The 19,313-nt window shown below is 66.6% G+C and carries 10 protein-coding genes; 5 read left to right on the top strand and 5 right to left on the bottom strand.

The window, feature by feature from the left end; genetic code table 11:
* The first annotated feature begins 532 nt into the window (after window positions 1-532).
* On the top strand, window positions 533-1,984 hold the full coding sequence (locus CJ226_RS12230) for an ATP-binding protein (RefSeq protein ID WP_102209320.1): 1,452 nt from the start codon (window positions 533-535) through the stop codon (window positions 1,982-1,984).
* Window positions 1,981-3,969 carry a Druantia anti-phage system protein DruA gene (locus tag CJ226_RS12225; protein WP_102209319.1) on the top strand — a complete coding sequence of 663 codons (1,989 nt, stop codon included), beginning with the start codon at window positions 1,981-1,983 and terminating at the stop codon, window positions 3,967-3,969. Before CJ226_RS12230 ends, CJ226_RS12225 begins: the two co-directional genes overlap by 4 nt.
* Here the strand turns inward: CJ226_RS12225 and CJ226_RS12220 are convergent.
* The 5 genes from CJ226_RS12220 to CJ226_RS12200 are packed head-to-tail and all read right to left on the bottom strand — an operon-like array spanning window position 3,966 to window position 14,719.
* Window positions 3,966-4,238 (bottom strand): hypothetical protein, encoded by a 273-nt coding sequence (locus CJ226_RS12220; protein ID WP_102209318.1) that lies wholly within the window; start codon window positions 4,236-4,238, stop codon window positions 3,966-3,968. The genes CJ226_RS12225 and CJ226_RS12220 overlap by 4 nt on opposite strands.
* On the bottom strand, window positions 4,235-5,203 hold the full coding sequence (locus CJ226_RS12215) for a PD-(D/E)XK nuclease family protein (RefSeq protein WP_102209317.1): 969 nt from the start codon (window positions 5,201-5,203) through the stop codon (window positions 4,235-4,237). Before CJ226_RS12215 ends, CJ226_RS12220 begins: the two co-directional genes overlap by 4 nt.
* Window positions 5,200-10,773: a DEAD/DEAH box helicase gene (locus CJ226_RS12210; RefSeq protein ID WP_102209316.1), complete on the bottom strand. Its 5,574-nt coding sequence runs from the start codon at window positions 10,771-10,773 to the stop codon at window positions 5,200-5,202. The genes CJ226_RS12215 and CJ226_RS12210 overlap by 4 nt, the downstream gene beginning before the upstream one ends.
* Window positions 10,770-11,858, bottom strand: coding sequence for a hypothetical protein (locus CJ226_RS12205; protein ID WP_102209315.1), 1,089 nt, complete (start codon window positions 11,856-11,858; stop codon window positions 10,770-10,772). The genes CJ226_RS12210 and CJ226_RS12205 overlap by 4 nt, the downstream gene beginning before the upstream one ends.
* Complete coding sequence (locus tag CJ226_RS12200) at window positions 11,858-14,719, bottom strand: hypothetical protein (protein ID WP_102209314.1); 2,862 nt, start codon at window positions 14,717-14,719, stop codon at window positions 11,858-11,860. The genes CJ226_RS12205 and CJ226_RS12200 overlap by 1 nt, the downstream gene beginning before the upstream one ends.
* 197 nt (window positions 14,720-14,916) lie before the next feature.
* Between CJ226_RS12200 and CJ226_RS12195 the strand changes: the two genes are divergently transcribed.
* The 3 genes from CJ226_RS12195 to mobF all read left to right on the top strand — a co-directional run bounded on the left by CJ226_RS12195 (window position 14,917) and on the right by mobF (window position 19,188).
* On the top strand, window positions 14,917-15,114 hold the full coding sequence (locus CJ226_RS12195; protein ID WP_102209313.1) for a hypothetical protein: 198 nt from the start codon (window positions 14,917-14,919) through the stop codon (window positions 15,112-15,114).
* A gap of 5 nt (window positions 15,115-15,119) precedes the next feature.
* On the top strand, window positions 15,120-15,536 hold the full coding sequence (locus CJ226_RS12190) for a hypothetical protein (protein WP_102209312.1): 417 nt from the start codon (window positions 15,120-15,122) through the stop codon (window positions 15,534-15,536).
* A gap of 118 nt (window positions 15,537-15,654) precedes the next feature.
* The gene (gene mobF / locus CJ226_RS12185) at window positions 15,655-19,188 is read left to right on the top strand and encodes a MobF family relaxase (RefSeq protein WP_102209311.1); all 3,534 of its coding nucleotides are present in this window, start codon (window positions 15,655-15,657) and stop codon (window positions 19,186-19,188) included.
* Window positions 19,189-19,313: the final 125 nt, after the last annotated feature.

The raw sequence follows: 19,313 nt of genomic DNA, 5'->3' as shown, positions 1-19,313 counted from the left end.
CACCGCCGCCTAAACTAACGACAGCTGATCATCGCAACGAAGCGAAAGACCACCACTCAAACGGACGCGGCCCCTGGCTCGCCGCGCACGTCCCGTCTTGACTGTCTCATCAAGGACTCTGGCATCTGCCTACGAGGCGTGCGTCTGCACTCGCGGCGTTCGGCGGCAGCCGGTGTGTAAGGTCGGCCTCCGCCAGCAGTCTCGCCATCCGCCGCGTGGGGCGCGGTGAGGTAGACGAGCGGCGGCCTGCCAAACGTGACGGAGACCCTCTTGGTGCTCTGCCGGGGCGAGAGGTGCACCTCATTGGCGAGGGTTTCTGTCGTCGAGCCTCTCGCTGAGCAGGCGTGCGACGAGGGCTTCGCTGGTAGCGGTACGACCTTCAGGTTGCGGAGGATCTCTAGGTGGCCTGCTGGATCTACTCTGCCACTCGCGGCGGTGTGTTGGGCCGCACTTCTCTCAGAATTTCCCCTGCGGCGGACCGCCTCGGCGAGCTACCCTAGACGTAACCCCATCTCTGACGGAGGGAGTCATAATGGGCCGTTCTCAGGGCCACGCGTCCGACCTGCTCGTACCCGCGAACTTCATCAGGGCGATCCGCGAGTCGGGTTACGTCAGCCTCTCTACGGCGTTGGCAGAACTGATCGACAACTCGCTTCAAGCGAGCGCCGCCGTTATCGACATCACCATCGGTCGGAGCGACCCTGACGCGCTTCCTCGGATCTGCGTCGAGGATGACGGCACGGGTATGACTGAGGAAGAACTGGCGGCTTGCCTGCGTTTTGGTGGATCATCTCGCTTTGACTCGCGATCCTCCTTCGGACGGTTCGGTATGGGGCTACCTGCTGCGTCGCTAAGCCAGGCACGTCAGGTCGAGGTGACAGCGTGGCAAGCGGGAACCGTTGCGCGAGCGGTTCACCTCGATGTCGACTCGGTGGCGCGGGGCGAGGGAGAGTCGCTAGCGCTCCACGATGGCGCGAGAGGCGCCGCACCATCTGGTTGCCGTGTCGTCTGGACGGAGTGCGACCGGATTGAGTACCGCCGCCTCGCCTGGCTGGATCGCTCGCTCCACCGCGATCTGGGTCGGATGTTCCGGAAGTTCCTCGACCGGGGGCTGACGTTGCGGATCAACGGGCATACGGTCGAACCACTCGATCCGATGCTGCTCTCCACGAAGCTCAACGGGCACTCTGCAGATCTGGCGTTCGAGCCAATCCGTTACGAGATTGCGACTGCCGCTGGGGAAACCAGCTTCGTCAGCGTCACGTTCGCCATGCTGCCGGTCACCCGCTGGCATCACCTCGACAACGCCACGAAGAGGAAGGTCGGGATTGTGGGGCATGGTGGCGTCTCGATCCTGCGCGCGGGGCGGGAGATCGCCAGCGGCTGGTACCTCATGGGCGGCAAGCGGAAAGAGAACTACGACGACTGGTGGCGGTGCGAGATCGAGTTCGAACCCGCGCTCGACGAGCACTTCGGTATCACCGTCAACAAGCAGGGGGTGCGCCCCACGGCTGCGCTTCGTGAAGCGCTAGAACCCGAACTGGAATCCATCGCCCGCGTCCTCAACGCCCGCGTCCGGCAAGCCTTCGAGGAGGTAAAGTTCGAAGCAACCGTCCAAGGTGCTTGCCGCATCGCCGGTGCCGCCGACGCCGACCTCCCTGTGATCCGCACCTCGGGACGCACCACCGGAGCGCTGAGGTACCACCTTGGGGCAGACCAACTGTCGGGAGAGTCGATGTTCGATCTGACGCTGAAGCAGCGCCACCTCAACGTCACGATGAACATCGACCACCCTGGCTTCACCGCGCTGTACCGCCCGCTCCAGGAGTTGGGCGACTCGGGTGCGCCCGTCCGCACGGCGCTGGAACTGCTGCTTCTCTCGTTCGCGCGTTCGGTCGCCGCTGTCGGTGCGAGCGAGCAGGATTATCGTGACCTGCTCCGCGTGTGGGGTGCGACCTACGGACGGATGCTGCAGAAGTCATGAGCCACGAGGACGAGCCGAAGTTCATCAACATCTCGCTGCCGAGCGGAACCCGCCGCGTCGAGCGCGAGGGATTCCTCCGATTGTGTAAGGCACTCGCTGCGACGACCCTCGACCCAACCGAGGCGATCGACCGGATGTACTGGTTCGCGCAGGCGAAGCTGGGCGACCTCTACAACCAGCCGACCCTGGCTGCCGCCGCGCACACCTTGATCGACCTCTTGGATCAGGGGTGGTTGCTGACCGACTACAAGCACGGGCCGCTGCTGACTCCGCCGCCGTCGCACTCCGACCCCGGCATCGAGAAGGTACGCATCCGGCGCCAAGAGCATCTGCGGCGCGACCCGCAACTTCGGAAACCGAGCGTCAGGCGGTTCGTCGAGGGCATGGAGAAGCCACGCGAACACAGGGGACGGCTGGTCTCCGTGTTCAGCCTGATGCGCGACGGGCGTGAGCTAGCTGACGCCCTGGAGCGCGAACCCCACCCCGAGACCGTCATCCGCCCCTACATCCAGATCGTCGACGGCGGGAAGTGTGAGCTGACGGGCTTCGCCCTCCATGACATCTGGCGCTATTTCCGCCACACCTGGTCTAATGCCTACTTCACGGTCCCTGGGCGCTCGATGCCCATCCTCATTCGGGACGCGGCGACGCCGCACCACGCCGTGATCGGTCTCGCCGCCATTTCAAGCCCTGTCGTTCAGATTGCCGAGCGCGACCAGTGGATCGGATGGGACACTGACACCTTCCTCGAGTCAGTGTGCGCAAAGCCCACTGACGAGATCGCCGTGTGGCTCACCGAGCGCATCGACGGTCAGCTCAGTGAGATTTACCTCGATGACCTCCTGCGGGACGCTGTCATCCAGCCCACGGACCTTCGGCACCCCACCCCCGACGTCATCGCGCTGCTCCGAGCCGATGCTGAGCGGCATCGCCAGAAGCACCACCGCTCACCACTCCACGCGGTGCGTCAGATCGAGCAGGACTCCTGGCAGGAGCGCGCGCTGACGCCGCTCTTTCGGAGCAAGCGCGCGTCGGTACTCGCGGAAACCCTGGAGATTGCCTCCGTCCTCGGTCCGTACCTGCTCCCGACTCCGACAGCCGAAGGGCTGAAGGAGGCGCTCAAGGACACGAAGGCTCGGGCGCAGATTCGCCGCCTCATGCGTCGCGCTCGGGGTGAGCGGGTCGGAACCGTCATTGCCGATCTCACGGTCTGCGGTGCTGTCGCTCCATACAGTGCGCTCGCCGCAGGCAAGCTCGTTGGGGCGCTTGCGGTCTCTCCGAAGGTCGTCACGGCGTATCGCGCCAAGTACGCCCGCCCCAGCGAGATCGCCTCGTCAATCGCGGGACGCCCCATCGAGCGCGAGTCACGCCTTTCGTTCATCAGCACCACGTCGCTCTACGGCAGCGGATCGAGTCAGTACAACCGACTTCGCTGGCCTGCGGACGTTATGGGCGGCCCGCAGGATGAGCAGATCCGCTTCCAGGAGCTTGGTCGGTCGCGCTCCTTCGGCACCTCGCAATTCACCGATGAGACCGTCGAAGCGCTGGTGCGGTTGTCGCGGCTCAAGGGAGCGACGGTTCGCGTCAACAGCCTGTTCGGTGAAGGGGTGAGTCCACGCCTGCGGAAGGTCCGGCTCGGGCTTGCCGCGCTCGGATGGCCGACCAACGAACTGCTGAAGCATGGCCGCGAGCGCATCGTCTACGGCGTGCGCCTGGTTGAGAACCTGCGCGACTACTCGCTGGGCATCGACCCCGACCCGGCCTACCTGATCGACGCTGATCTCACCGATGGCGAAGCTAAGGTCGTGGGCTGGTGGTTCGAGCGCTGGGGACGTCGCCGCGCAGAGCAGGAGCCAGTGCGCGAGTCGATGCGTGCTCATCGGCTGGTGCGACCGCTCCGGCACGCCGCGCGAGTGCCGTTGCCGAACGATGAGACGGCAGACGTCGAGCAGGGCGACGTGACGCTCTTCGTCGAGAACTTCTAGGACGACACGACCTGGAACACCTCCGAGGAGGCCGTCAGGAGAGCAACCGGCGTGTGCGCCTCGGGATCGAGTTCGTAGCGGAGCCCGAGAAGTCGAACATGATCGCCGGGCGCGAAAGGCGGTGTTGACGAGGTGGTTCGGAGCAGTAACTGGTCGATGCCCGTCTCGGGGTCGACGACCCACCAACTCCGCTGGCCGTTCTGCTTCCCGATCCTCCCCTCGTAGTCGAACCACTCGCCGTCGCCGATGGCCGTCAGCTCCCGAGTCACCCCCAATAGGCAGCGCACAAGTGGCGCACCGCACACCATTCGCAGTTCGCCGGACTCGGCAAAGGCGTCGGCACCCCCAACCGAAGCTCGGCATCGGCACGCTCAATCTGAGCAGACAGGGACACCCGAAGCGCGTCGAGGTCTTCGCTCGACGGGACGGGAACATCGACGTCATGGTCCCGATACGCGGCGGTCAAGCTCGCCGTCGCCAATCGAGCAGGGTTGGACTGGCGGTCCGCATCCCAGAGCAGGGCGTACAACCGTAGTTGCTCGTGATGCCCGGGGGCTTCGACGCCGGTCTTGTAGTCGGCAATGTCGACCGACTCACCAGCGATGGTGAGGAGGTCGATACGCCCCAGCAGGCGCAGTTCTTCGGCAACAAGCACCGCTTCGGCGTGCGATCCCTCCCCGAGTGCTCTGCGCGCAGACGCACCTCCCCGTGCGGCAGCACTCCCGTCCCGCATGCTGCTCGACCCAGACGGGCGCGGAGCGAACACCGTCCGGCTGAGATAGGTCTGTACCTGGACGCGAGCATCGGGGGTTTGAGCACGAAGCTCCCGCGCAATCCGGCGACGACGGTCAAGGTCGAGGCGCGGGTTCCCCTCCAGCGGGGCCAGTTTCTTGGTCACCATCTCTTCGACGACGGAGGTGAGTCCGCCGAGATCGCGGAGCACCATCGTTGCCTCGACTGCCTGGGGCGACTCGACGCCGGCCTCTGCGAGCGCCTTGACGACGACTTCGAGCGCACCGTGGACGACATCGCCGAACAAGGCGGGCGTGCTCGGTAGCGATGGGTAGCCACGTCCATCCCAGAGGTCTGGGTAGGTTGCCCGCGCCAGGGCATAGCGGCGAGGACAGGCTTCGACCTCTTTCAGGGACGAGTAGCTCCAGTAGTTCGGCGGCGAAGGCAACGAGGCTCGGCTCGACGCAATGCCTGTGTCGATCGTGCCTGCTGCCTGCGTCACGCCAGCGCCTTCTCGACCTGGTGGCTGGCGTTCGGCAGGTTCCGTGAGATCACGATGTCGTCGATGAGACGAACCGGAATGGTCGTCTGGTTCTCCTTGGCGTCGTTGAGCGCGAGGTCGGGCGCAAGGTCAGGAGTCAGAGGGCCATGAACGCCGAAGATGAACTGCCGGTCACCCTTCGTCGCCAGGATCGGTGCCACCACCTGCCCGATGCCGGCGATGCTGACCTGCTGATCACGCTCGAAAGTCACGCCAGCGATGTCGCGCCCGACGAGATCGCGATAGAGGCGGTCCGTTGACAGCGCCAGGCGAGCTTCGTCAAGCCTCGGCGCGGTTCCGTCGAGCAGGTACCGGAGCAGGCTCGCGCCGACCTTGCGATCGAGCAGGCCATGCTCGAAGCGATTGCGGAAGCTCCGCAGGCAGCGGTAGCAGGACTCGTCGCAGTCCGCAGGGCACTCCTCGAGCCGCTGAAGTGTCTGGCGAAGTATCTCGATGCCGAACTGTTCGACCCGACGCGTGAACCCCGCGCCACCCGCAAGCGTGTCGTAGAGATAGACCTCTGCCTCGAGTCCCTCAGCGCCGCCGAGCGTCAACGCGGGGCGGTACTCGGCCTGAAGTTCCGTGGCCTCGATGTCCAGCCGCTGGGTAGCTGCGATCGTCATCGCCTCCGCGATGGTGCGGAGCGCGACCTGGGTGGACAGGAGCTGAGGGCCGAGGCGCACGGGAGGCTTGACCTTGAGGCGCACCAGCAGCACGTCGGTGATGAAGTCGGTCCCGAGCACGAGACCGCTCGTGGAAGACGAGCCGGGGCAGTTCGGCTCCTGCTCGTCTGGATACGGCTTCTTGTGCTGCCCGACGACCACGCCGGTCGCGGACTTGGTCGGCTCGATCAGGCCGCACTTGAAGCAGTAGGTGTAGCCCTCATTTCTTGGTCCGGTGTTCGTGACCAGCAGCGTCTCGCGGTGGTACGTCTGCTGAACGCGGTCGGTGACGTGAGTCCAGGCGGAGTCGTCGGCAGGACCAGGGGCGACGAGCTTGGCGCGGGTGGCATAGCTTCGCGCCGGAGCATCATCGGGGCTGGTGCCAGGGTCTTCGTAGGCGGGGTGCGCGAACCCTGGCGGGCGCATCCAGGCCATCGCCTTGCCGAAGGAGTCTTCAGACCCGCAAGCGGGGCACTCGCGGGTTTCACCACGGTGCGCCTCCTCTTGATCGAAGTAGTTGGCGTAGTGGCAGACCGTACATTCAAAGTAGAGCTTGTGCCCCTGCCAGGCGTTGTACCGCTCCGCCTGAACCGGAGAGTAGATCGCGCCGGAACGCCATTCCTTGTTGTCGATCCAAACGACCTTGCCCGGCGCGTACTGACTCAGCGCTACCGGAAGCCCCTGGCTCGGCGCATAGCGGAACGCTGCTCGGAAACGCTCGGACTTGTCCACGTCGAAGACATGGAATCCGGCCACGTCGGTCGGGAAGGCATACCGAGGCAGCACACCCTTGTAGAGCAGGCGGTCGAGCAGATTGGTCTGGCTGCGCTGAGGGCTTGGTTCTTCCGCACCGTCCTCGCCAGGGCCTTCCGCCTCGACCTCTTCCGCCTCTGGCGGGAGATCCCCCTCGACCGGCTTCGGCAGCGTACCCTCGGCGGTCAGGTCGAGCGCCTCGTCGATATCCTCCAGTGTCTTGCTGACAATGCCGCCGAGGACAGCGTCTCGGCTCTCGGATGACAACTCAGATGGGAGCCAGCCGTCGATGTCGGTCCTGAGCTGAGCCTCGTGTGTTGCCAGCCACTGCGCGAAGTCGGTGCGGTTCAGGGGTGACTGAGCGCCGACGAAATCCTGAACCGTGCCGAGCACCTCGAACAACTGCGAGGACTGCGTCGCGGGGTCGAAGGTCGGCAGCCGATCCTGGTGGTACCGCTGAAGCAGGTAGGCAACAACGTGCCGACGAGCGATCTCGTCGTTGTCCATCGTGAGCACAGGGTCGTCAACGCGGCCACGGATCATCTCGGCTGGCTCGCGGAAGTAGTGGTCGTCGTGGGTATCGGCGCTGCCGAAGGCGATCACCGTTGCGACCGCATTGCCACGACGTCCAGCGCGACCAGCACGCTGCTGGTAGTTGGCGCGGGACGGCGGCATGTTGCGGAGGGCGACGCCTGAGAGCGCGCCAATGTCGATCCCGACCTCCATTGTCGTCGTACATGACAACACGTCGATGGCTGCCCGCTCCTGGGCGTTCGGCCCAGGAAGCCCGAGGTTAGCGTCCTGGAAGAGCAGTTCGTGTTCCTCCGCCTTCGAGAACACCGCGTCGGATTGCGCCGCGTTGAGCTGGGCGGTGTGCTCGGCCGCGATGATGCTCATCGGCGGCTCGGGCGGATTGGCGAGCGCACGGACGGTGCTCGCGCGGTAGTACCCCTTGCGCGCCTGGAAAACAGGGTCCGTCTCAGGGTCAAGGACGCGGACCTCGTTAGCTCCACAGTTGACGCACTTTGTCGCGCCAGGGAATGGACGCTGGGTATAGCGGCACCGTTCGCAGTAGCCCCATTCACCGCCGAGTTCGAGCGCAATCCGATTGGCGAGCAGGAAGTACTTGTTCCCTGCGGTCTCGCAGAACTTCTGACGCAGCGTCGGCAGCCAGTCCTGGTTGAACTGCTTGCTGATGGTGGCGGAGCCAAGCCATCGCTCGAACGGACGGAACTTGCCGGAGTGCGAGCGCACGCCCTCCTTGACGCCACGCCAGTCGGCGGTCATCGAGGGAAACCAAATGCCCCACGACGGTGTGCTCCACTGGGCCAGCCACAGGCGGACGAGCGCCAGCTTCCGCTCGTCGCTATCTGCGACGCCCGGGATGTCTGGCAGGACGTCGAGCAGTTCCTGACGAAGCGACCCCCGCTCGCGCAGCGAGGCAAGCCCTAGCGAGGACAGCCCGTAGTAGCGATCGGTCAGGGTCTTGTAGATGGCCTTGAGGAGCGACTCCGGCGTTTGCGGCTGCATCATGACTAGCTCAGTCCGCGCATCATCGTCGCCGTCGAGCGCACCGGCGTCGATGACCCGCCCTACGTCAGCGAGCGCGCTCATCGATTCGCTTGGACGAAGCTCAGGGCGAAGCCGCACCGAGAGCCGCTTCGCCCCCACCATTGAAGCAAGTGTCAAGTGCTCCAGACTGAGCTGCTTCCCGATCCCAGGGATGGTCGACAGTTCGCTCCATCCGCGCACGATGAGCGGGCGGATCACGTCGCGCATGGCGTAGTTCTGGAGGTTCGGCGCGAGTCGAGCTGCCACCTGCCGCGAGTCGGAGAACGCCAGCACCTTCCGACCGCGTAGCGGTGCGAAGTCTTCATACGGGCGTGACGGGGGCTGAACCTCGATCTGCCGCGTCACCAGCGCCTGGAACGGCTGGTCGCCCTTGGTCTGGTGATCCTGAACGGAAGAGCGACCGAACCCAGCGATCTGTCCGCAGACCCCGCAAGGCTTGAACTCGCCGTCCGCCTTAACCTCGCTGGTGCCGTCATCTTCCTCATCGTCGGCGGTTACGACCTCGCCGGCTCGCTTGCCTGGCAGATACACCGTGCGAATCCGCGAGCCGAGCTTCATCGGGTCGAGACGCCCGGTGATGAGATCGAGGTCGGCGGGCTGCGCGGCGAGTTGGGGATCTGGCTCTTCCACCAGCAGGTCGAGAGGCTGGAGTTCCTGAACCGCACCCGAGGCCACCTGGAAGCTGATACCTGGTTCGTGCCACAGCGACGACGGGTTCGCAAGATCGTCGGTGTAGGCACGCAGGTACGCCGATCCACAGTGCCGACAGGTGAAGAGTTCGAAGACTCGGGCACCACAGGAGCAGGTCGCGTGGGGCTGGGCGTAGAGCTTGCCGACTGGTCCTGGCGCCGGGTACTGCTCTCGATCCAGATCGGGGCAGTCGGCGTCAGCGCACGCCCAAAGGCCGGGCAAGCCCCGATAGAAGGCGTGGACGCGGCACGGGAGAAGACCCGCGTCGTCGGGCTTGAGACGAGCGGCACTCCCCAGGGCGACAAGCGCGGTGATTGCGCGGTCTGCTGTCTCCCGATCGACACCAGGGAACACTTTCGCGCCGAGTTCGCTGACTGGCTGGGCCTGCTGCATCGTCTCGTTGACGAGCAGGTTCATGGGTTCGTAGGAGGCGAGCGCTTGGTCGAGGAGCGCGCCGACCGTCGCGTCTGGTTCGGCGGTCACTCCGCGATACGCCAGGAGGCCGGCGACGGCTTCGATGCGTTCGCTCTCTGCCTCGCCGTCGTAGAAATCGTCAAGCGAGACCGCTGCGAGTTCGGAGGCGTCGACAGCAGAACCGACGTCTGCCGCCGGGCGAAGCGCCAACTTCCCGACGATGGTACGGAAGTCGTCAGCGTCCTTGCCACTGAGCTGCGCGGCGAACTTCCGCGCATAGTCGGCGCTGTCGAAGCTCGCGCTCGTGGCGATCACCTGAAGGCGATCCGCATCAATACCCAGCCGGGCACGCAGCCGCCGCAAGAGCAGGGCGACCTCAGCTCCCGCAGCACCCCGGTAGAGGTGCGCCTCATCCACGACAAGCAAGAACTTCTCGTCGGGATTGGTCGCCAACCACTCGCGCGTGTCATCGAAGACCGGGCGCTCCAAGGGGCGCATCATCATGTATTCGAGCATCGAGTAGTTCGTGATGAGCACGTCCGGCGGGGCTTCAAGCACCTCATGCCGCGTCAAGAGTTCGGCGTCGCGGGACTGGAGGACGGCGCGCACAAACTCCCCGTCCTTCTTCCAGCGCGACCCCTTCGCCCCGTACCACTCGCGGAGATCTGGCTTCGCGGGCCACTTCCCGCGCTCCTTGAGCTTGCCGACGAGTGCGGTCGCGTCCGCGTGATACCGCGATGCCGGGTCATCACTCCGGTCGAGCAGATCGATGTAGAAGTCCTCGATGGACTTGAGCCGCTGCTGGTCGCGTTCCACCTTCCGCACACCGGGGTAGAGCGTGCGGCTGGTGTATCTGGCGAAGCGCGCCGGGCGATGCGCCCACGACTGGAACTGACTCGTCACGCGGGCATCGCCGAGGAGCAAGCGAAGTCGACCGAGTTGGTCGTTCACCAGCGCGTTCATCGGGTACAGGATCAAGGCGCGCACCGCAGGACGAGCGAACGACTCCGGGCGATGAGCTGCCTCCGCCGCGAGCTTCGCCAGCATCGGGAGAAGGAACGACTCGGTCTTGCCAGAGCCGGTACCCGTGGTCACCGCCAGGCTCAATCCGTCGCGCATGGTGAGTTCCAGAGCTTCTGCCTGGTGCGTGTAGGGCGGGTCGTAGAGGAGCGGGGTTCCTTCGTCCGAACTGGTGAGACGAGCAAACAGCGTCTGAACTGCTGGGTCGAGCGCCAGCTCCGAGAAGCGCCGGTCAGTCTGGTAGCGCGGGGTGCTCTCGATGAACGGTGCGCGGAAGATCACGCCGTCCTCGTCCAACAGCGTGCGTCGTTGTTCGATGAGCGTCAGATGCCCGACGTGATAGGTCGCTTCGATGTAGTCGCGCAGAGCAGCCTGAATCTTGGTGATCGTCTCAGCGATCGTTGGGGCCTCTGCCGTCACTGGACTTCCTCATCGGTCGTGGTGGTCATCCACAGGGTCTCGGTCAACACCGACGCGAGACCTGTCAGCGCGGATGTCGGGAGCCGGTAGGAGAACAGCGCACCGCGCGACTTCTCCACCGACAATCCGACGAGTCCAAGGTATCGCTCCGCCCAACTTGGCAGCGGCGAAAAGAAGTCAACGACAGCCTGCGCGTGATCGACCCCCGGCATGGGACGAGTGCGGTACGGAAGCGATGTGCCTCGCGCGGCGTCGATCGCAGCCTGGAGTCGCCACGCCTCATCCCGAGCCGGAGCCACAGAGTTGTCGACGGGAAGATCAATGAGGCGTTCGGGAGCACCGTCGACCAGTCGCACAAGGCACCAGCGGTCCGCGCCATACGCTTGGGGACGCCTCCCCACGAAGTCGCCGGAGTCGCCCTCGGCCGGATTGCGCCAGCGACCGCGATAGTAGGTCGGCCGACTAGCAGGGTCGATGATCGTTAGCCCGTCGACGAAGCCTGCGGCCAGCGCGACGTCGAGTCGAGTCCGGTACTGCGTCAGGAAATCGGCTGCGGACATCGAAGCCGGCTGTCCGATCCACCGTGTCTGGCTGATCTCGTGAAGTCCGGCTGCGCGAAGCCGCGTCTCGGCGTCGTCGGCGTCGAGCACCGCCGTCCGCGCGTAACCCTCGTGCTCGACGGTGATGTCGCTTCCGACGAGGGGCAGTCCGAGTGGTCGAATCCCCGTCAGGAGATAGCGACCAGGCGACCGCTCGATGAAGCTCGGCGGTCCGAGATAGAGGAGGCGCATCGCACGGTCGCTGGTCGTGTCGACCAATTCGAGCAGATCGCCCGTCGAGATCATCTGGTCGAGTGTCCCCATCAGGTCGTCGCGTGTTGGCGGCTGCGGGATCACCGGCGTTAGGACTTCCAGCACCGTGTCCACGAGCGCCCTCGGCGTCGTCGGGCAGAGGAATGCGGCCGCCCGCCGAAGCGAGGCGCTGAATGCCTCGGGGTAGTCCAGCGCGATGCTGTCCTCATCCAGCCCCAGCACTCGTACCGAGATCGCGGAAACCTCGTCGGCAGTCCGTAGCGAAAGCTCCATCAGAACCCCCTCCGCGCTTCCTCGGCGCCTTTGAGCGCCCTCGTGCCAAGCACGGCAAAGCGTGCCGCCCGCAGCAGGATGGGCGAGTTCAGAACGTACTGGAGTAGCACTCCGCGCTCGCCTGCCTCCCACTGAAGAATCTGCCCAGGATGCCCCGCGAGGGTGAGGAGGAAGCGAGCCGCCGAAGGGCGGTTGACGATCCCGCTCGTGCGGATTGCGCTCTCCGCGACTTCGGCAAAGCCAGTCAAGAGTGACGCTGGATTGAGCCAGGCGTGGAGGCTCATGCCGATCGTTTTCGCCAGCTTCTTCTGCTCTTCCGCTTCTCCGACTACCCGCTGCATATCGTCGAGGAAGTCCTCCAGGTTCCCGGCGTTCGCCATATCCCGCTCGACCGACGCCCACCGGCCTCCAGCGATGAGAGACACCAAGGCTCGGGTGATCGCCGCCAGCACCACGTCGCGCTGGAACTGCGCGAACACGTCACCAGGGAGATCAGCGTCGGCCCATAGCTGATAGGCGCGAACGAGTTTCATCGCTTCTTCTGGTGTCTTGCTGCCCGTCGGGACGTCGGGAACGAGGCGACGCGCTCCTCGAAGCTCGTTCGGGTCGGTCGGAAGAAGGATCGTCGCCGTGGCTTCGACGCCCTCCCCAGCAACCGCGCGGAGCAGTCCGCCAGATGCCGGAAGCTCGATGTCCGCTCCGGCCTCGCAGAAGCTGGCAGCCAGCGGCGACTCCACACGGAAGAGTTCGATGCGGGTCGCGCCGCTGTCCGTCCGATCGATGAGACGCGCACGGTTGCCTTCACGGTCTCGAAGTAGCTGCCATCGAAGCGGCTGGAAGCCACGATCCGCCGCGAGGACGGCGTACCCGACACCAGCGCGAGAGACCGAAAGCTCGATCGACTCTGCCTGGTCGAAGTAGCGGCTGAAACGGCTGTCGCCACGCACCTTCTTGGCGACACCGGCCCAGTCGGCGGGGCGCAGTGGGAGCGTGATCTGCTGGCGGATGCTGGCAAGCTCCGCGCTCGTCTCCGACCGGAGCGCGACGGCCAGGTCAACGCGAAGCCCCTCGGGGCCGGCGATTGTGATCGCTTCCGGCTCCCACAGCTCGCTCATGGTGGGACGAGCTGGCGACGCCAGCAGGCGGATGCCCTCGCCAGCCTCGGCCGCTTCGGAGCGAGCCTGCGGGTCACGGATGGTGACCTGAAGTGAGCCCTCGACAAGCGCCTGCTCCTGCGCACCCGTCAGCGTGACTCTCAGCTCGTGCGAACCGACGGGCAGATCATCGAGGCTTAGGAAGAGTTCGCGTTCGCCGTCCGGCCAATCCAGCGTGTAGCGGTTGCCGGCAAGGGTGAGCGTCAGCACGCTCGGGATCTGCTGAACGCGGATGCCGACAAGCCCTGGCTCACCAGCCAGCCACTCCACCGCACCTTCGCCGTCCCACGCGCTGGCGGCGAAGCCGACTGGACGGATGATCGCGTCGGATATGACGCTCAGCCCCGACGCGACCAGGGCAGCGGTTGCTTCCTCGGTCAGACGCTCAGGAACCATAAGCCGTACCGCCTCGGCATCGACAACGTCGAGGGCGGTTGACTCCACCCACGGCAGATCAGGCACCGACCAGTCACCATCGTGGATGACGAGGTAGGTGCTGTCAGGGTGGATCAGCTTGCCCTTGACCTCGACGGCCGACCCTGGCGCTCGGCGCTTGAAGAGCCAGATCGGTCCGCGACTGACCTCCACCTGATCGCGGACGAGTGCGTTGACGGCAGGCTCGCCGTTCTCCAGTTGAATGAACGGCACTTCGGGGTTCGGGAGTCGCGTGAGACGTATCTTCTGACCGGCCGCAGTCAGCCGACCTCGCGCCACCATCGTCTGGTCGGCACCCTCGACCCGCGCTCGCTTGGTGCGGAGTTCCTCGTAGACGTGCGGAAGCCGACCGCTGAGCGTGCTGAGTTCGGGCAGCTCCGCGAACAATTGCCAGCCGTTCTCGCCCCCACGGAGCACGAGGCGCGGATCAGTCGGACTCGGCAGACGATCGTATAAGGCCGTTCCTGTCCCGCGCGGGACACCTGGCTGAAACCCGCGCGCCCGCACCTGGTTCGCCGCCTGGCGTGCTCGGTTCAGCCAGAACTTCGCCTGACGCTCTTGCTCGAGTCCATCGACCAGGCGGAGCAGCGTCGAGTGGAGCAAGTACGGGGACTCTTCCCCCTCGCCCGAGAGCAACGCGGCAGCGACCTGACCGAGCAGGGAAGTGTTCTCGCAGAAGATGCGGAACCGTTCGGTGTAGCCCCAAGTGCGTGCCGCAAGGTGCTCGCCAAGTTCCTCGGGGTTCTGGAGCAGGCTGGTCGTCAGCCCCATGCGGAACTCGTAGAGGAGTTGCGCGAGGTAGCGCTGGAGGTAGACCGGCAGCACCGCGTGTGTGATCGGCCACGCGATGATCGGGAAGTTCTTGGCGAACGCGCCCTTCGGGACAGCTCCGCCGTACTCGGTATTGAACTTACGGAACCACATCCGAATGCGGTCGCGACTGCCGTACTGCGCCCATCCCGGTGTCGACTGCTCGAAGCTCAGCCAATACTCGCCGCCGATGTAGTCGTAACCGGACTCAGCGGCGTAGACGATGAACGGAAGCCAGTTCTGCCGCCAGTAGCGATGGTCAAATCCCTGCGCCACTGCATGGCGGACAGCGGAACGCAAGGCGTCCAAGTCGGTCGCGGAAAGTCCATGCTCCAAGGCGAATACAGGGGCGTCGGTGTCGAGTGCGCGGCGAGACTCCTGGAGGCTACGGAAGTTTGAGTCAAGGCGAGCGTGGAGTTCGCCGAGCACATCGAGCGCAGCATCGGGGGTCAACGGTGTCACGGCACCCCCCTTCCACACGGATCGCTGTCCTCATACGCAACGCGACATTGCCCTACAGTCTGGCCGAGACCTGCGACATCCGGTCGGCCAAGGGCGGCGTAGCCACAGACTTCGCCGCTCACGATCCTCGGCAAGCAGGTGTCGCTCGTGCGCCGTATCGTGGCGAGCACGCGGCCGAGGGCACCGAAGGGACGAACATGGCTCAGGGACTGACCAGCACCCAGGAGATCGTGGAGGTGCGCGTCGACAACTTCATGCGCGGCTCGATCAAGGACGTGCTCGCGCAGGAGCTCGCGGTCCGGCCGGAGCACCGCATCGTCGCCCTATCCACCGTCGCAGGCGGCGACGAGTTCAACGGCGTCATACGCGTCGTGGCAGTCATCGAGTACCTGTAGGCATCGTGGGCAAGCGCGCCGACAGTGATGAGCACTACGTCCTCGACCTCTGCGACGAGGTGATCGGGGTCTGCGGGGAGCGACAGGCGACGTTCCTGTGGCTTGTCGGCGACGTGTCGCCGACGACCGGACGGGCTCGCAGGCTCCCTGTCGACGGGTATTGGCCTGCGCTGGGGCTCGTGGTTGAGTTCCAGGAGAAGCAGCACACCGTGGCCGTCCCGCTGTTCGACCGCCGCGCGACCGTCTCCGGTGTGCCCCGTGGCGAGCAGCGGCGGCTCTACGACCAGCGAAAGGCGGAGATCCTGCCGCAGCAGGGTATCCGGCTCGTCGTGATCCACAAGTCGGAGTTCACGACCAAGGCTGACAGGATCGTGCGCGATCATGAGCGCGACATCGCCGTCGTCCGCGCCCGCCTTGTCTGATCTCGGAAGCCCTCCAGAGACCAGTACACGTCTGGCACATCGAGGCTGACCCCGCCTGACGGCGGGCTCAGGTGGCGTACCTCTCTGTCGAGAGAGGCGGTGCCGGGTGTCGGTTTCGATGCGGGTCCTGGGCGCGGGGGATGGCTACAAGTATCTGCTGCGCACCGTGGCGTCCGCCGACGGCGAGCGGGCACTCTCGATGCCACTAACCCGCTACTACGCCGAGCAGGGCACCCCGCCCGGCCGGTGGATGGGCAGCGGCCTGGCCTCGCTAGGATACGGCGAGGTCCACGAGGGTGCACAGGTGTCCGAGGCGCAGCTCCAGCTCCTGCTCGGCGAGGGCCTTGATCCGGTGACGGGCGATCCGCTGGGGAAGGCGTACCCGGCGTTCCCGAGCGTCGAGCATCGGATCGCCGCGCGGCTGGCCCGGCTCGACCCGGCGCTGGGCGCGGCGGAGCGTGCCGAGGCGGTCGCGGTGATCGAAGCGGAGGAATCGGCGCGCAGATCGCGGCGTGCGGTCGCGGGGTTTGACTTCACGTTCTCGCTGCCGAAGTCCGCATCGGTGCTTTGGGGCGTTGCGGATGCGGTGACCCAGGCGCGGATCGCCGAGGCTCACCATGCGGCGGTTGCGGATGTCGTTGCGTTCATGGAGCGTGAGGTTGCGGCCACGCGCTCGGGTGCCACCTCGCGCGACGGCGCGGTTGCACAGGTGGAGGTGACAGGACTGATCGCCACGGCGTTCGATCACTTCGATTCGCGGGCGTGCGATCCGCAGTTGCACACGCACGTCGTGGTGAGCAACAAGGTGCGCACCGTGTTCGACGGCAAGTGGCGGTCGCTGGACAGCCGGCCGCTGCACGCGGCGACCGTGGCGCTGAGTGAGCTGCACAACGCGGTCTTCGCCGACCACCTCACTCGCGCGCTCGGCGTCGGCTGGGAGCGGCGCGACCGGGGCGCGGATCGCAACCCGGTGTGGGCGGTCGCCACGGTGCCCGAGGAGCTGGTCGCCGAGTTCTCGTCCCGGTCGCGGCACATCGACATCGAGAAGGACAGGCTGATCGTCGAGTACGAGCGAACGCACGGGCACGCGCCGTCACGGGAGACGATCATCCGGCTGCGGCAGCAGGCGACGCTGGCGACCCGGCCCGACAAGGAGGTTCGCCCGCTCGTCGACCTCGCCCAGGAGTGGCGCGCCCGCGCGAGCCGCCTGCTCGGGCGCGACGCGACCGCGTGGGCACGGGAAGCCCTCGCAGTCGAGCCAGCCGGGCTGCTGCACGCCGAAGACGTGCCGTTGGAGCAGGTCGCCCGTCTCGGCGCGGCCGTGCTGGCCGCGGTCGCGGAGAAGCGGACGACGTGGAGCCGCTGGAACCTCTACGCGGAGACCGCACGGCGGACGATGGGCTGGCGCTTCGCCGCCACCGAGGACCGCGACGCGATCACGGGGATGATCGCGGACGCCGCGGAGCAAGCATCCATCCGGCTCACCCCGTCTGAGCTGGCCTCGAGTCCCGCCGCGTTCCAGCGCCCGGATGGGACGAGCGTATTCCGGCCCCGCAACGCCGCCCGCTACAGCCGTGCCGCGGTGCTCGCCGCCGAGGACCGGCTACTTGCGCGCTCCCGCGAGCAGATTGCGCCGCGCTTGGCCGACGCAATCGTCGCGCACGCGCTGCAACCCCACCGTGGGCGCGCGCTCGGCGACGACCAGCGCGCCGCACTCACCGCGATTGCGTCGTCGGGTCGGGTACTCGACCTGCTCGTCGGCCCTGCGGGGGCGGGGAAGACCACCGCGCTGCGCGCGCTGCGGCGTGCGTGGGAGGCCGAGCACGGGCGCGGCGCGGTCGTCGGTCTGGCACCGTCCGCGGTCGCGGCCGAGGTGCTGGCCGGTGACCTCGGCATCCCGACGGAGAACACCGCGAAGTGGTGGCAGACCCACCGCGACCACGGCACCGGGTTCACCGCCGGGCAGCTCGTGATCGTGGACGAGGCATCCCTCGCCGGGACGCTCGCGCTCGACCGGCTCGTGCGCGTCGCAGCCGACGCCGGAGCGAAGGTGCTGCTCGTGGGCGATCCCGCGCAACTCCAGTCCGTCGACGCCGGGGGAGCGTTCGGGATGCTCGTCGCCGACCGTGCCGACGTGCCCGAGTTGACCGACGTGCGCCGCATCACCGCAGCCTGGGAGAAGGGTGCCACCCGCGATCTACGCAACGGCCGCATCGAAGCCATCGACACCTACCAGGCCCACGGTCGTATCCGGGCGGGCGAAACCGAGCGCATGGCCGACGCCGCCTACGCCGCCTGGCAGCGCGACCGCGCGTTGGGGCTGGCGAGCATCCTCATTGCCGAGTCGAGCGCGATGGTCACCACCCTGAACCGGCGCGCCCGCGCCGACCTCATCCTCGCCGGGCAGGTCGACGCGCGCGCCGAGGTGCGGCTGCACGACTGCACCGAGGCGTCCGTCGGGGACGCGATCATCACCCGCCGCAACGACCGTGAACTGCGCACCGGACGCGGCTGGGTGCGCAACGGCAGCCGGTGGACGATCACCGCCATCGGCATCGACGGGTCGCTACGAGTGCGGCCTGCCGGGCGACGCGGAGGCGCGACGCTGCGACTCCCTGCCGGATACGTCGCCGAGCATGTCGAACTCGGCTACGCGGTCACCGCATACCGGGCGCAAGGAGTCACGGTCGACACCGGACACACGCTCATCGAGCCCGGTGCGACCCGCGAGAACTTCTACGTCGCCATGACCCGTGGCAAGGCCGGGAACTTCGCCTATGTCTCCCTCAACCGCCCCGATGATGACCACATTCACCCGCCCGCTCAGGACACCCTCGTGGTCGCGGCGCGCAAGGTGCTCGCCGGGGTGCTCCAGCACGTCGGCGCGGAACTCTCCGCCCGCCAGACGATCGCCGCCGAGCAGGCTGTGTGGGGCTCGGTCGCGCAACTCGCCGCCGAATACGAGACCATCGCCGCCGCCGCGCAACAGCCACGGTGGGAGGCTCTGCTGCGAAGGACGCGGCTCACCGAGGCCGAGGCATCCGCAGCAATCGACTCGACCGCGTTCGGCGTGCTCAGCGCAGAGCTGCGCCGAGCCGAAGCCGACGGCTACGATGCCGAGCGCCTTCTGAGCGCTCTCGTCGCTTCTCGTCCGCTCAATGACGCGGGCGATGTGGCCGCGGTGCTCCACGAGCGGGTGATCCGCGCCCTGGAGCACACGAACGGCGCGGGGCGCGTGCGCCAGCCCGCCACGCCCATCGCCGGAGTCGTCACTCCCGCGCTCGGCCCGATGGACGACGATATGCGCAGCGCACTCCGTGAACGTGCCGCGCTCATCGAGCAGCGAGCAGACGCGCTCGTCACCGAGGCCGTCGAGTCCTCGGGGGAGTGGATCTCGGGACTCGGGATGGAACCCTCTGATCCGCAGCTCGCCGCACTTTGGCGACGCGAGGCACGCACCGTCGCGGCCTATCGCGACAAGTACGGCATCGCCGTGGCCAGGGGGCTCGGCCTTGTCGGCGATGATGCTTCGCAACGCGCAGACGCGGCACGAGCACGCGCCGCGACCCTTCGCGCGCAACAGCTCGCGGCACGCGCGGCAGAACCTGGACCGACCACCCGCAGTCTCAGGGTCGCTGGGCCGCGCCTGTAAGGGCAGAACGGGCATGCTCAGCGACTGCTCATTGCGAGCCGACATGCCACTGGGCTGGAGTGCGCGCCAGACGCGGGGCTCCTTACTTGGCGCTCTCGCGACTCCCGCCGCATCCCTTCCGCGTC

The sequence above is a fragment of the Microbacterium sp. UMB0228 genome (assembly GCF_002871415.1).
GTDB lineage: Bacteria > Actinomycetota > Actinomycetes > Actinomycetales > Microbacteriaceae > Microbacterium.
Note: the sequence above shows the minus strand (reverse complement) of the source record. Positions and strands in the feature narration are given on the sequence as shown.